Source organism: Mucilaginibacter sp. P4_A11 (assembly GCF_056402535.1).
In genome coordinates this window covers 197,517-212,331 of sequence record NZ_JBFUHE010000012.1, presented here as the reverse complement: position 1 = coordinate 212,331, position 14,815 = coordinate 197,517, and the positions used below count along the sequence as shown (strand labels likewise).

The following is a 14,815-nucleotide window of genomic DNA, read 5'->3' as shown; positions in this document are numbered from 1 at the left end:
TCCTTGCAATGACATTTTCAATTCAACAAAAATGAACACACAAACTTTAGATAAACAACCAACTACAACCGATTTCCTGCCGCTTAACGGTACCGACTATGTCGAGTTTTATGTAGGTAATGCCAAGCAGGCGGCCCACTATTATAAAACCGCGTTTGGCTTTCAAAACCTGGCCTATGCCGGGCCCGAAACCGGTGTGCGAGACAGGGCATCATATGTTTTACAGCAAGGTAAGATCAGGATAGTACTTACTACTCCCCTGCATTCCGATCACCCCATAGCCGAACATGTTAAAAAACATGGCGACGGCGTAAAGGTATTGGCCTTATGGGTTGATGACGCTTACGATGCTTTTGAACAAACCACTAAACGCGGCGCAGAAGCATATCAACAACCTCAAACTTTGAAAGATGAACATGGYGAAGTACGCACCAGCGGCATTAAGCTTTATGGCGAAACCGTACATATGTTCATCGAACGTAAAAACTATAAGGGCCTATTTTTGCCGGGCTATAGAAAACTGGAGAATAGCTATAACCCTACAGACGCCGGTTTGTTATATGTTGACCATTGTGTGGGCAACGTAGGCTGGCATAAAATGAACGAATGGGTTAACTTTTATGAGGAGGTTTTAGGCTTCCGCAATATCCTCACTTTTGATGATAAAATGATCTCAACCGAATACTCGGCTTTAATGAGCAAGGTGATGAGCAATGGGAACGGTTATGTTAAATTCCCGATCAATGAACCTGCCGAGGGTAAAAAGAAATCCCAGATTGAGGAATACCTTGAATTTTACGAAGATGAAGGCGTACAACATTTAGCCCTGGCTACGCATGATATCGTTGCTACGGTAACCGAACTCCAAAGTCGCGGCGTTGAATTTTTAACCGTACCGTCAACCTACTATGATGACCTTACCGAACGTGTTGGCCATATTGATGAAGATCTTGAACCTTTAAAACACTTAGGCATTTTGGTTGACCGCGATGACGAAGGTTATCTGCTACAAATCTTTACGAAACCCGTTGAGGACAGGCCTACGCTGTTCTTTGAGATCATTCAGCGTAAGGGTGCCAAATCATTYGGCGCGGGTAATTTTAAAGCCCTGTTTGAAGCCATTGAACGTGAACAGGAAGCAAGAGGAAATCTTTGATCGACTTCGAATTTGGGAATTTCGATTACTAAATTTGAAATACGCAAAAATCTTGTTTCAAAGCCGGGCGAATGCCCGGCTTTTTCTATTTTAGAAGATGAATAAATACCTACCTTTTTTACTGCTTTTATTGAGTACACCAGCCTTGGCGCAAAAAAGCCTAAGCGCTAAAGCTGATAGTTTGTATCAGGCAAAAAAATTCACACAAGCAGGCACTTATTATTTACAATCGGCCCAACAAGCAGAATTTAAAGTTTCAGCTTCCGGCGACTATTATAATGCTGCTTGTTGTTATGCACTGACAGGCAAAGCGGATAGCGCTCTTATACTTGTAAAACAGGCTGTGAACAGCGGCTACAAAGACTTTAACCATTTAAAAATCGACAGTGATTTTGATTCACTACACTCTTTGGCCCAATGGCAAAACTTTACAGCTTCGCTAAAATCAGTTGAAACCGGCACCACCAACCCTTTAAAGGCAAAATTGGTAACAACAGATATCAAAAACTTTTGGAAAGCATATGACCTGGCACAAAAGGATACTGCCAACCGCCTCAAAATTTACAAACAGCACTACGTTGATCAAGGATCGCCGGGTTTGCAGGATTATTTTGCTTATAAAGTTATACACATGAAAAACTTTGTAAAAGGTCACGATAAAAAGCCAAAGTTTTATGCAGCAATCCGCAATAACACTTTTACTGTTGATAAACAAAAACCGCAGATGACAGCATCCTTTGTAAAGCTTAAGGAACTTTATCCGCCGGCCAAATTTCCGGATGTTTATTTTGTTATCGGCGCCTTTTCGTCAGGAGGTACATCATCAGATAATGGCTTGCTCATTGGCCTTGACCAGGCTGTACGTTCGCCCGATATACCTGTAGACGAGCTTAACCTTTGGGAAAACAACAATTTCGGCAAACTTGACTATCTCCCAAACCTGGTAGCGCATGAGCTTATTCACTTTAATCAAGGCGGCATGTTAGGAGGCGACACCACATTACTTAGAAGTGTTTTGATTGAGGGTATGGCCGACTTTTTAGGTGAATTGATATCCGGTCGCACTGCCAACGAGCGCCTGCACGTTTGGGCCAGGGGACATGAAAAACAAATATGGGCCGATTTTGAAAAGGAAATGTATTTAAACCGGGGTTATAATTGGATAGCAAACTCCAACCAGGAAACAACCGATAAACCAGCCGATCTGGGCTATTGGGTTGGCTACCAGATTTGTAAAGGATACTATGATAACAGCATTGATAAAAAGCAAGCCATCTATGATATGCTGAATATTAAAGATTATAAAGCCTTTTATAATAAAAGCGGAACAAGTAAAAAATTTGGCAATTAGCATTACATATATTACCATGCAAATTTCAGAGCAAGGTTAATGCCCGGCCCTGAAATTTAACAACAATAGGTTATATTTGATATAACTAATAACCATTTTATGAAAAAAGCTTTACTTGTTATTACTGCTGTGGCGTTAAGTCTTAACTGTTTAGCCCAAAATACCCCGGCATCCAAACCCGTTTATGACGCTGTTTTGGCAAAAAAACTGGGTGCCGATGACTATGGTATGAAAAAATATGTGCTGGCTTTCTTAAAAGAAGGGCCTACACAACTTAAAGATTCGGCGGCTAACATGCAGTTGCAGATGGCTCACCTCAAAAACATAGGCAGGCTTGCCGCCGAAGGTAAGCTGGTTGTTGCAGGGCCATTTTTGGATAACCAACCTTTGCGCGGCATCTTTATTTTTAATGTTGAAACAGTTGAGGAAGCAAAAAGACTTACCGAAACCGATCCGGCTATCAAAGCAGGAGCCCTGGTTATGGAACTGCACCCTTTTTATTGCAGCGCGGCATTAATGCAGGTTGTACCTATCCACAACACCCTTCAAAAGAAAAGCATGACCGAATAAATGGATGCTATACAATTTGTACTTGAACACCTCAAAGAAAAAGCCGATGCCACTTATTTAAAAGGGATGTCCCGCTTTGGTATTGATAGTTCGAAGGCATTGGGCGTAAAACTACCCGAGATCCATAAGCTGGCTAAAACAATTAAAAAAGACCATGAGCTGGCTTTGGCTCTCTGGGACACCCAAATACACGAAGCCAGGATACTGGCCTCTCTGATAGCCGATCCCAAACTGGTTACCCCCGAACTAATGGACAGCTGGACTGGCGATTTTTATTCGTGGGATATCTGCGACCAGGTTTGCGGTAATCTTTTCGACCGTACCCCATTCGCCATTGATAAAGCTATTGAATATAGTACTCATGAGCAGGAATTTGTAAAACGTGCTGGTTTTGTTTTAATGGCCGAGTATGCCGTTCACCATAAAACCGCGCCCGACGAAGTATTTATAAACCTGTTTCCCATCATGGAGCGAGAGGCCTGGGATAACCGAAACTTCGTTAAAAAGGCTGTTAACTGGGCATTACGGCAAATAGGCAAACGAAATAATATATTAAAAGTTAATGCCATTAACACTGCACGAAATATTTATAACCAGCCCGCCAAATCAGCCAAATGGATTGCAAAAAACGCACTTGATGAACTAATAAGCAAATAACAATTTAATATTTTTCCATAAAATTAAATCCCTGTAAATTGCCTGTAAAATAGGACATTATAATACCCAATAATAGTTCACCCATATTTACTAACTTAGTACCCTCTATTTTTTACAATCAAATTACGCCGAAGTATTTTATTGAAGATATCTTCATTTTTAAATGTAACTAAATAGAGGTTAACGTATTTAATGGATATTTTGTAAAATATTACTTCAATTAGGAGTACATATACTAAGATATTCTAAAAACCGTAAATACCAGTAAAAGAATACATTATAAAGTATCAAAAATATTATATTTGAGGCTGAGCAAATGTGGAATAATGATTGAAATGAAAGCTATAACTAACAACTGGGGGTTGTAAATTTAAGAATTTCAAATCATGGCACATATTTTAATAATAAGCACGTGTCAAAAAACAAATTGAATTAGTGAACGGATTCTTGATATGAGTTTTTCTGAAAAGGGTAAACTTTCTGGCGATGATATACATCTTATCCCTTTGATCAATGATCTGGATGCGGGTATCTGGAAGTATAATTTCAATACAAAGGAAGTAAAATGGTCAACAGGCTTTTATGCTGTATTAGATTATCAGTTCAATGAAATTGAATGCAGTGCTTATACTTTTTTTGAGCATTTGCTTTACCATGGTGATAAACCGGTTCTTATCAATGCTATTAACAACAGGATAGCAGAAAACACGCCCCCCCTGCAATTACGTTTTTTAACTAAACAACACGGTTATCAATGGTTTGAAACTACGATCAGGAAAGTTGACAACGAGCATGGCTGTATAGCTTACGGTTCGCTGATCAACATCAACCGTTACAAACACAACGACTTATTATCCGCACATAACCAAACCGGTAGTGATGATGCCTTTAAAATAGCCCGGTTAGGCATTTGGGAAATCAATGCTCAAAACACCAGCAGCATTGAGCTGTCAAAACAGGTGTATGATTTATTTGATCTTCAAAACCAGTTAAACCTGAGTGTTGAGGAATTTATCAGCTTTTTTGAGCCCCCCTACCGGCCAATTTTACAAAATGCCATTAACAATACTATTGCCCATAGCCGTCCTTTTGATATTGACCTGCTTTTACGCTCGGCCAAAAACAATATGTTATGGCTAAAAGTAAAGGCTGTACCTGTAATTAACCACTTTGGCAAATGCACGGCAATAAAAGGGGTTATCCAGGATATTGACAGCGAAAAAAGAAAACTGCTTAAACTTGAGCAGTCGATAAATTTACTTACAGATCAAAATCGCCGTCTGCAAAACTTCGCATACATTGTATCGCATAACCTTCGTTCACATACCGGTAACCTTCAATTTATGGTTAACTTGTTTGAACAAACCGAAACAACCGATGAACGCGAGGAAATCTTTTCGCACATAAAAACCATCAGCGATAGCCTTGACCTTACTATCGAACACATCAACGAAATAGTTAAGATCCAAACAGAAATTACTAAGGAAAGAAAGGTAGTTGAATTGGAGCAGATGTTCAAAAATATCTGCTCGGCGCTGAAAAACAACATTGAAGCCATAAACGCCCGCGTTGAGGGCGATTTTACCCAATGCCGCGAGATCAGCTATATCCCGGCGTATATGGAAAGTATTTTACAAAACCTGCTCACCAACTCTTTAAAATACAGCCATCCAGAAAGACAACCTGTCATAAAATGTTATACCTTAACGGATGGGAACCACATTTATCTCATTTTTGAAGATAATGGCCTTGGTATTGACCTTGACCGTTACGGCGATAAAATTTTTGGTATGTACAAAACGTTTCATCAAAACACCGATGCCAAAGGTATTGGCCTGTTTATAACCCGTAACCAGATAGAAGCATTAGGGGGAAACATCAAAGTTGACAGTACAGTAAACATTGGCACAAAATTTACTATCAGACTGGTATAATTAAATTGCCAGGAGATGATTGAAGAGCAAAATCCCGTTAACACTTGGATTGTAGATGATGATAGTATTTATGTTTATGGCCTGAAAAAACTAATAGGTATAACCCGGGTGAATACCCTGTTAAGCCACTTTATTAACGGTTTGGAAGCAGTAAATGCGCTAAAAAGCACCAACGAAGATCACCTGTTGCCCGATATAATATTGCTGGATATTAATATGCCGGTAATGGATGGTTGGGAGTTCATGACTGAATTTGCGAAATTAAAGCCACAAATGAGGAAAAACATCACGGTGTACATCATGAGTTCATCTCTTGATCTCAATGATCTTCTCCGTGCTAAAAATATTTCTGAAATTACCGATTACATTTTTAAACCGGTAAGGGTAAATCATTTAAAGGAGATCTTTGACAAGCTGCCGCAAAGTTACGACCAACAAATACTTAAGTATGGAGCTTAACACAAACTCCATACTTAATATCAAAATTATTCAATATAACTTTCCAGGATCTTAAAGCCACCTGTAGTTTCCAGCTCAATTTTATCGATGCTTTTCGGCAACAGGATACACTCGCCCATTTTAACGGCGTATGCCTCATTGTTATATTTTACAGTATAACCGCCTTCAACGCAAACATGGATTACAAATGAATCTAAAGCCGAATAGTCTTTTGATGTACTTTCATCAAAATCAAGCACATTGGTTGTAAAGTAAGGGCAACTTACCAGCTTTATGGTCTCGTTTTCCTTAGGCTCATATATTGTTTTATATTCTGAGTAGTGCTTGTAATCGATAGCGGCAAGAGCTTCCTCGGTATGGAGCTCCCGTTTCTGCCCTTTATCATCTACACGGTCAAAATCATAAATGCGGTAAGTGATATCAGATGTTTGCTGAATTTCAGCTATCAGTAAACCTTTGCCAATAGTATGTACCCTGCCTGCCGGTAAAAAGAAAACATCGTCGGCTACTGCAGCCTCTTTGTTCAGTATATCCATAATATGGCCGCTGTTTAAAGCGTCAACATATTTTTCTTCGGTCATTTCCTGGTTAAAACCGGTAATCAAAGTCGAACCCGGATCAGCCTCGATGATATACCACATTTCGGTTTTACCAAATGAGTTATGGCGTTCTTTAGCCAGCTTATCATCGGGGTGTACCTGTACCGAAAGATCATCGTTGGCATCAATAAATTTCACCAGTAAAGGGAAGATGTTACCAAAGTGATCGTAAACTTTTTTGCCAACCAGTTCGTCTTTGTACTGTTCTAACAAATCGGCTAATGATTCCCCCTCAAGGGCGCCTGCAGCTACAACCGAAACATCAGATTTCACTCCCGATATTTCCCAGGTTTCGCCGCAGTTAGGCAGGCTGCCAAAATCTTTATGCAAATAGGTTTTGATCTTTTGACCGCCCCATATCTTGTCTTTATATATGGTTTTGAATTTTAATGGATATAATGCCGACATAGTTTGTGTATTTTAACCGCTAAGTTAGGAGTTAAATAGATAATTGAAAATGCTAAATTGATTTACCTGGCATTAGTTTCGTCAATTTTCTAACAGTCGACTGCATAAAAAAAGCCCATACTTAACGTATGAGCTTTTCCATATTAATTTGCCGGGTAATTACTTACCTAAGCGTTTTTGTAAATTTTCATCAATTGCAGCTAAAAACTCTTCAGTGTACAGGTAATCAGTACCGTGCTCCACTTTTGGTTTAATAGTGATGGCCAAATCTTTGGTCATTTTGCCGCTTTCAACTGTTTCGATACAAACTTCTTCCAAAGCTTTACAGAAATCGATCAGCTCCTGGTTGTTATCCAGAACACCGCGGAACTCCAAGCCTCTTGTCCATGCAAAAATCGATGCAATTGGGTTGGTTGAGGTTGGTTTACCAGCCTGGTGGTCACGATAGTGACGGGTTACTGTACCATGAGCAGCTTCTGCTTCCATTACAGTACCATCAGGAGTAACCAGGGTTGAAGTCATTAAACCTAATGAACCAAAGCCTTGTGCTACGGTATCTGACTGTACGTCGCCATCATAGTTTTTACAAGCCCAAACAAAGTTACCGTTCCATTTCAGGGCTGATGCAACCATGTCGTCAATTAAGCGGTGCTCATAAGTGATACCTGCTGCTTCAAACTTTTGCTTGTAATCGTTTTGATAGATCTCTTCAAAAATATCTTTAAAGCGACCATCGTATTTTTTTAGGATGGTGTTTTTGGTTGAAAGGTATAATGGCCAGCCTTTCATTAAAGCCTGGTTAAAGCAGGCATGAGCAAATCCTTTAATAGATTCGTCGGTATTATACATTGTTAATGCAACACCATCACCTTTAAAATTAAACACTTCGAATGACTGCTCAGGGCTGCCATCTTCAGGAGTAAATTTAACAGTAAGCTTGCCTTTACCTTTGGTTAAAAAATCGGTAGCGCGGTACTGATCGCCAAAAGCATGACGGCCGATACAGATAGGTGCCGTCCAGTTAGGTACCAGGCGCGGTACATTGGCCATAACAATTGGTTCACGAAAAACAGTACCATCCAAAATGTTACGGATAGTGCCGTTTGGCGATTTCCACATTTGTTTTAAACCAAATTCAGCAACCCTTGCTTCGTCGGGGGTAATAGTAGCACATTTAATACCAACTCCATATTGTTTAATGGCGTTAGCCGCGTCAATAGTTACCTGGTCGTCGGTTTGGTCACGGTACTCGATACCCAAATCATAGTATTTGATATCAAGATCAAGGTACGGGGTAATCAATTTGTCTTTGATGAATTTCCAGATAATGCGGGTCATTTCATCTCCATCCAGTTCAACTACCGGATTCTCTACTTTTATTTTTGACATGCCTGATGTTGTTTTGTTATACAAACGGCCTCAAATATATAAAATTGACTTTATCAATTTTGTCAAATAATACAATGAAAAATTATAGATTTCGTTATAATGACAATTATTACCACCGGCATTGTTGTTTTTATAAACTTTGGTGCTATTTTTATAAAATAAAACACTTACCATAAAACAAGCTCCTTTCAAATAGGTGCTGCCATCCATTTATGATAAAATCTATACTAAAACTCTCCATTATAATCCTGTTTTGTTCTGTATCATTTTTAGCAAAAGCCCAGGTTGGATTTGATTACGCGCAATATGACGTGGGCTTTGCCGCCGGTATTGACCAGGCCAGTTCATCTGATGTGCAAACCTTAAAAACAACGCCTTCAATAAATCTTAATTTTACCTACAACCAAAGCCCTTATTTAAATTATGTATTTAACGTGGAGGTTGGCCGTTTAAAAGGTGGTTCGCCTAATACAACCACACAAAGGCAGTTTGAAAACCATTTTAGTGCTTACACCTTCAGGGTGCAGGTGCAGGCAGGTGAATTAATTGATTATTCGCAAAGTGCAATTGCCAACGCATTTAAAAATCTTTACCTGTCATCGGGTTTAGGATACATTAATAACAATGTTGTGTTCAGAACAGATGACGTTCTTTTATTAGACGAAGGCAAGGTATTGCCATACGAGCCTAAAACAAATGAAATATTTATACCTATAAGATTAGGTTATGAATTTAAATTCTTCAACAGCTACAATCAGCCCGCAGTAAAAATTGATCTGGGCTACCAATATAATTTTATCATGGGCGATCAGCTTGATGCTTATGTAGCCGGTGCTCATAACGATGCCTATTCGCAAATTACTTTAGGCTTTAAATTTGCCATTGGCGGTGTTACATCGTACCGAAAACAGATCCATTATTAAGCTTTGAGTAAAAATCTTTTTTTTGGTTGGTTTACTTTTTTGGCAGGGTTTTTACTGTGTATATTTATACTATAAAAACACAGACCTATGAACAATGACCAAATAGACGATGCAGGCTTTAATGACGACCTGCCTGATCGCGACGAAACACTGAAAGATGAACTTGGTGAAACTATTGACCAGGAAGATTTGAAATATAATCCGGAAGCTAACAGCTACGAATATGATGTTAAAAGCGACGACCCGGATTACGACCATCCCGATCCATATCATACTACCGCAAAAAATGGTGACGATATCAACTCCACCTATGACGAGGCAAACCCTTATGATGTTGATGGCGAGTTTGACGAAGACCGTTCGCTTGAAACTGATGTAGATGAATTAGGAATGCATATTGACCATGGCCAAAGCGTAGAAGTTGATCCTGTTGACGCTGCCCTGGCACATACGCCAGAGGATGACAGGGAAGACCTTGACGAAGAGGGGTATCCTAAAAATGACAATAAATCTCTGAAATAATTTATCGAATACTGAGTTGTGCGTTTTTGTTAAACATACAACTCAGTATTAAAACCTTGCTTTAATCAAAATCAAGATTAAACCTGTTTTTTAACTCCAGCAACTCCGGGTTGCGTGCTGCCATATGTTGAAATTTCTCGGGCGCGGTGTAAGGCTTGCGCACAACCTTTAGTTCATCAACCCGGGCATTTACATCAATGCTAAAATTCTTAAGCGCACTGCGCAGGTAGTTGAGCATAATCGGCTTTTCATCCCTGAAAATATTTTCCTGCACCATATTGCCTACTACCACTTCAAAAACATATGGCCTTAGCATACGCGGTGCGCCCGATGTAAGAACGGTTAGCAAAGTTTTTTTTCCTTCCTTTTTTGCAAATGCGGCAAAATCGCTCCAGCATTGCAAAAAGGCGTCCATGGTAAAATCTTCTTTATCCTCTCCCTTTAAATAGGGGTCTTCTTCTTCAAGTAATGCTTCCTGTGTTTTAACCTCGCCGGTTAACGAAGGTGTGAGTGTACTTCGCGCAGGCATCGTAATCTTCGGCTTTTCGGCCGGAGAGGTTTCTTTTGCCGGTGCAGATGTTGTTGCGGGCTCTTTTACAGGAGTTCTGTATATAGGTGCAGCTTCACTTACTATGGATACAGCAGGGCTCGCCGGTGTACCATTAACAGGTGCTATTGCTGAGGTATCAGGTTTTTTTTTTAATACCCCGTCGGTAGCGGGCGTTACGGTGAGTGGTGTGGTTGCCAGGTTAAATACCGATGGCAAGTGGCACATCTTGAGGAGCGCCAGCTCAACCTGCAGTCGTTGGTTTTTACTAAGCTTATAACTTATATCGCACTGGTTAGCAATATTCATAGCCGAGAGTAAAAACGACACGGATGCCTGCTGCGATTGTTGCAGGTATTTTGTTTTGATCCCTTCACTAACTTCAAGCAGTTTTAATGTCGACTGATCTTTCCCAACCAATAGATTCCTGAAGTGCTCAGACAGACCTGCTATAAAATGCGCGCCATCAAACCCGCGCGAAAGGATCTCATCAAAAAATAACAATACTTTGGCAGTATCTTCTCTAAGCAGGCTTTCGGTTATGTTAAAGTAATAATCGTAATCGAGTATGTTCAGGTTATCAATAACCGAACGGTAGGTTACCTTTCCTCCCGAAAAGCTTACGATCTGATCGAACATCGAAAGCGCGTCGCGTAAACCGCCGTCGGCTTTCTGAGCTATGATATGCAGGCCATCGGGTTCATAACTTATATTTTCCTTACCGGCAATTGATGCCAGGTGACCGGCCATGTCCTCAACCCTGATCCGGTTAAAATCAAAGATCTGACAACGTGAAAGAATGGTTGGCAGAATCTTATGTTTTTCGGTGGTAGCCAATATAAAGATGGCGTAATGAGGTGGCTCTTCCAGCGTTTTAAGGAATGCGTTAAACGCAGCCTGCGATAGCATGTGCACCTCATCAATAATATAAACCTTGTAACGGGCTGCCTGCGGGGGGATCCGCACCTGCTCAATCAAACTGCGGATATCATCGACAGAGTTATTTGAAGCGGCGTCAAGCTCATGAACATTAAAAGAATTTCCGTTTTCAAAGGCTTTGCATGAAGCACATTCTCCACAGGCCTCGCCGTTAGGCTGCAAATTGGTGCAGTTAATGGTTTTTGCCAGGATCCGTGCACATGTAGTTTTGCCCACACCACGCGGACCACAGAACAAAAAGGCCTGTGCCAGCTGATTATTTTTTATAGCATTTTTGAGCGTATTGGTTATATGTTGCTGACCAACAACGGTTTCAAAAGTAGCCGGACGATACTTACGGGCCGAAACAATGAAATTATCCACAAGGGCTAAGGTAGTGAGAAATTAGATTTGGTGAAAGGGTGCCTTTGCTAATTTTTTGAACATTGGCCACTTGATCATGTCATAAATAATAAACCCGGTATTATTTACATAAATGTTTTTGACACTTTCAGGATAATACCAAATGAATTATAAAGCAGGCCACCATGGTCATACGCCACATCGTAACCAACAGAGTAGCCGTTCTTCAACGGCCTGATACCTTCAAGAAAAGCTGAATACTGGTTCACCCGTTTAAATGCTCCATAATTGCCCGGGCGCTTTACTTTCCACCCTACCGAACGGTATGGTTCAGTACCGTTTTCATAAGTACCCATATTTTGTGAATAAGAAAACTTACCTGTATAGAGCCATTTAAAGACATAGAACTGCACGCCGGTATGCCAGGCCAAAACTCTGTTATTTACAAAAAACTGCTTGTTATTATGCCCGATTTGATTTTCTCTTACGTCATTTACCGTGGTTATAAATGGTGTGCCTAAGCCTACATCATTGTATGACCAGCCTTCCTCATACTCGTAATTATTGTAGTAATTTTCGGCACCCGATTTTGTTCTTTTTGAACCCAGTGTACCTGCCTGATTCGCCGTGTAAAGAAATTCAACTAAAAACTTTTTCCAATAAAAATTACCGGAAACTGGACTATTGTTAACAACGCTAACCCCATTTAAACCATCGGTAACGTTCGCAAGTGATCTTAGAGCCCCAATATCATAAAAACTTTGGCGATACAAAGATACTGTAACTGCGTCAAATCTATATTCTGCTCCCAGGTCCAACGAACCTAAATGATTACCAACTTTACTGCCTCGATATAATCTGCCAGCAAGCACATACCAATAAGTTGCTGGTCCCGACAATTGAAATTTGCTGCCAAATACCTGCTTTTCGTCCCCCCACAAAGCCTCATGATTATAGCCGGCCTGGAATTTTAATCTCCAGGATGGCATACCTAATTTAACATATAGCGCATTTTCCAGGTAATAACCTTTAAAGTCTTTTGGCTTTTCGCCCGTTGTTACTTTAACATTACCCAAATATCCATTTGCTAACGTCGCTTTAATTGCAAATAGTTTGCCCAAAATGGGGATGCTATAATAATTAGGTATGCCTAAGCTCACTTTGGGTATCCCTAAAGCATTGCCCGAGATAGAAAAAGAACCAGAAGAAAGCGTTGAATCGGCAAGCCCTACAATATCCTTTGACCGGCCTGCTTTTAATTCAAAAATCCCGGCATGCGCTTTTACAAAGCCCTCAACTAAAATAAAGTTACTATTGTTACCAGCGTTTCCCCGACCCTCAAAGGAAGCGGCCCAGCCATAAGTTTTTGTTGTATCATAATCTTTCCTGATTTTCCCGATCAAGCTTCCCGAACCTCCCGACAGCGGAACACTGCCAAACTGATTTGCCCTTAGCCAAAACGGCACTACATTATTTGTAGTTGCTATGCCCTGAGCTTCCAAACTAATATGCACATTCTGATATTGTGCTTTTGCTAAAAAAAAAGATAAAAGTAACGGCAATAAAACAAATAGTTTTTTCATAGATAGATAGTTTCGGCAAACGAATAATTTCAAAAAACGAAAAATGATTTTTTGTTAACTATAATGTTATTTAATTATTAAAATTTCATTAAAAAAGCCAACAAACAAGCATAACTACCACAATATAGGCATTGTATTAAACTATTTTAAATTTAACCATTGATTAAATTTAACTATTTGTTTAACCCAATGAAAATCAGATCGAAAAAATTTAAATTCTGAAGAAACTAAAAACGATTACATAGAGGATTTGAATTAAGCCCTTCTGCAACTTTGTATGGGATATTTTGGCACAGCTTAGGAAATAGCTACCCTTATCGCCTTAATGGCAATTCTGAAGAGGAACAGTATGTATCTTAAAAGTCTTTTACTGCGGGTTAACAGCTAAAAGCTTCAAACTTGATATTATTTTATTGAAGATCATCATCAGGCAGATGATCATCATCTTCGGGGTCAGGCTCACCCATATCGTCGTCAACCTGTATTTCATGCAGGTCTTCTTTATCATCAAGTATATCATCAAAATCTTCGTCTTCCTGATCGTCCCAGTCGCCCTCAAGAGGGCTATCCCCTCCGCCGTACATCAGGATCTCATCAAACGATGGTATTGTTGAGTTTTCAACTCCGGTAAAGTTTGCTATTAACTGCATAGCTTTAAGTTTTTTAGATAAAACGACACATTATATTATAAGTTTTAAAAAAACCTGCAAATAGTTATTAACGGCTGCCAATATTTGATTTGAATATTGCAAAACTATTTGTACATTTGCAGCCCCGTTATAGCGGGTAAATAATTAAAAATCAAGTATAATGCAACAGTACGAAATCGTGATCGTTCTAACCCCGTTGCTTTCAGAAGAGACTGCTAAAGAGGCAAATGCCAAATACAGCAAAGTTCTAACTGATGGCGGAGCCGAAATTGTCCAGGAGGATAATTGGGGTTTGAGAAAATTAGCGTACCCTATTCAAAAGAAAACTACAGGGTACTATCACTTAACTGAATTTAAGGCTCCGGGTGAATTAATTAACAAATTGGAGATTGAATTAAGGCGCGATGAGCGTGTTTTGCGTTTCCTGACCATTGCTTTGGATAAACATGCCATTGCTTACAATGACAAAAAACGTAGCGGTGCTTTTAACAAGAAACCTAAAGCAGAGGAGGCAGCAAACTAATGGCTAACGAACAAATTAAATACGTTACCGCTCCAAAAGTGGAGGATAACCGTAAAAAATACTGCCGTTTCAAAAAGAACGGTATCAAGTATATTGATTACAAAGACGCAAACTTTTTATTAAAGTTCATTAACGATCAGGGTAAAGTATTACCACGTCGTTTAACCGGTACTTCATTAAAATTTCAGCGTAAAGTGGCACAAGCTGTTAAACGCGCACGCCACATCGGTTTATTACCTTACGTTACAGATTCATTAAAATAA

Annotated in this window: 15 protein-coding genes; 10 read left to right on the top strand and 5 right to left on the bottom strand. The window is 39.7% G+C overall.

The window, feature by feature from the left end; all coding sequences use genetic code 11:
- The first annotated feature begins 31 nt into the window (after positions 1-31).
- The 6 genes from hppD (at position 32) to AC1DUD_RS22200 (ending at position 6,127) form a co-directional block, all read left to right on the top strand.
- Entirely contained in the window at positions 32-1,156 is a 1,125-nt protein-coding gene (gene hppD, locus AC1DUD_RS22225; RefSeq protein WP_477378447.1) for a 4-hydroxyphenylpyruvate dioxygenase, read from the top strand.
- Between the two features lie 97 nt (positions 1,157-1,253).
- Positions 1,254-2,507, top strand: a complete 1,254-nt coding sequence (locus AC1DUD_RS22220; protein WP_477378445.1) for a gliding motility protein GldB-related protein — start codon at positions 1,254-1,256, stop codon at positions 2,505-2,507.
- Between the two features lie 99 nt (positions 2,508-2,606).
- On the top strand, positions 2,607-3,077 hold the full coding sequence (locus AC1DUD_RS22215; protein WP_477378443.1) for a YciI family protein: 471 nt from the start codon (positions 2,607-2,609) through the stop codon (positions 3,075-3,077).
- Positions 3,078-3,734, top strand: coding sequence for a DNA alkylation repair protein (locus AC1DUD_RS22210; RefSeq protein ID WP_477378441.1), 657 nt, complete (start codon positions 3,078-3,080; stop codon positions 3,732-3,734).
- A 452-nt stretch (positions 3,735-4,186) separates the two neighbouring features.
- Positions 4,187-5,668 carry a PAS domain-containing sensor histidine kinase gene (locus AC1DUD_RS22205; RefSeq protein WP_477378439.1) on the top strand — a complete coding sequence of 494 codons (1,482 nt, stop codon included), beginning with the start codon at positions 4,187-4,189 and terminating at the stop codon, positions 5,666-5,668.
- A gap of 15 nt (positions 5,669-5,683) precedes the next feature.
- Positions 5,684-6,127: a response regulator gene (locus tag AC1DUD_RS22200; protein WP_477378437.1), complete on the top strand. Its 444-nt coding sequence runs from the start codon at positions 5,684-5,686 to the stop codon at positions 6,125-6,127.
- A gap of 26 nt (positions 6,128-6,153) precedes the next feature.
- Here the strand turns inward: AC1DUD_RS22200 and AC1DUD_RS22195 are convergent, their stop codons facing one another.
- Together AC1DUD_RS22195 and AC1DUD_RS22190 are read right to left on the bottom strand one after the other, a co-directional pair.
- Positions 6,154-7,134 carry a type I phosphomannose isomerase catalytic subunit gene (locus AC1DUD_RS22195; protein ID WP_477378435.1) on the bottom strand — a complete coding sequence of 327 codons (981 nt, stop codon included), beginning with the start codon at positions 7,132-7,134 and terminating at the stop codon, positions 6,154-6,156.
- Positions 7,135-7,293: 159 nt separating this feature from the next.
- Positions 7,294-8,523 (bottom strand): NADP-dependent isocitrate dehydrogenase, encoded by a 1,230-nt coding sequence (locus AC1DUD_RS22190; RefSeq protein ID WP_477378433.1) that lies wholly within the window; start codon positions 8,521-8,523, stop codon positions 7,294-7,296.
- A gap of 212 nt (positions 8,524-8,735) precedes the next feature.
- On the opposite strand from AC1DUD_RS22190, the gene AC1DUD_RS22185 reads away from it, so the two are divergent.
- Entirely contained in the window at positions 8,736-9,446 is a 711-nt protein-coding gene (locus tag AC1DUD_RS22185; protein ID WP_477378431.1) for a hypothetical protein, read from the top strand.
- 87 nt (positions 9,447-9,533) lie between these two features.
- A complete protein-coding gene (locus AC1DUD_RS22180) occupies positions 9,534-9,968 on the top strand; it encodes a hypothetical protein (RefSeq protein WP_477378429.1) in 435 nt (144 codons plus the stop codon).
- 61 nt (positions 9,969-10,029) lie between these two features.
- On the opposite strand, the gene AC1DUD_RS22175 is transcribed toward AC1DUD_RS22180, so the two are convergent.
- The 3 genes from AC1DUD_RS22175 to AC1DUD_RS22165 form a co-directional block, all read right to left on the bottom strand.
- The gene (locus AC1DUD_RS22175; protein ID WP_477378427.1) at positions 10,030-11,817 is read right to left on the bottom strand and encodes a DNA polymerase III subunit gamma/tau; all 1,788 of its coding nucleotides are present in this window, start codon (positions 11,815-11,817) and stop codon (positions 10,030-10,032) included.
- A gap of 104 nt (positions 11,818-11,921) precedes the next feature.
- Positions 11,922-13,379 carry a capsule assembly Wzi family protein gene (locus AC1DUD_RS22170; protein ID WP_477378425.1) on the bottom strand — a complete coding sequence of 486 codons (1,458 nt, stop codon included), beginning with the start codon at positions 13,377-13,379 and terminating at the stop codon, positions 11,922-11,924.
- A 410-nt stretch (positions 13,380-13,789) separates the two neighbouring features.
- On the bottom strand, positions 13,790-14,029 hold the full coding sequence (locus AC1DUD_RS22165; protein ID WP_477378423.1) for a hypothetical protein: 240 nt from the start codon (positions 14,027-14,029) through the stop codon (positions 13,790-13,792).
- Positions 14,030-14,189: 160 nt separating this feature from the next.
- Between AC1DUD_RS22165 and rpsF the strand changes: the two genes are divergently transcribed.
- Positions 14,190-14,552 (top strand): 30S ribosomal protein S6, encoded by a 363-nt coding sequence (rpsF, locus tag AC1DUD_RS22160; protein ID WP_330857830.1) that lies wholly within the window; start codon positions 14,190-14,192, stop codon positions 14,550-14,552.
- Entirely contained in the window at positions 14,552-14,815 is a 264-nt protein-coding gene (gene rpsR, locus AC1DUD_RS22155; protein ID WP_022833472.1) for a 30S ribosomal protein S18, read from the top strand. Before rpsF ends, rpsR begins: the two co-directional genes overlap by 1 nt.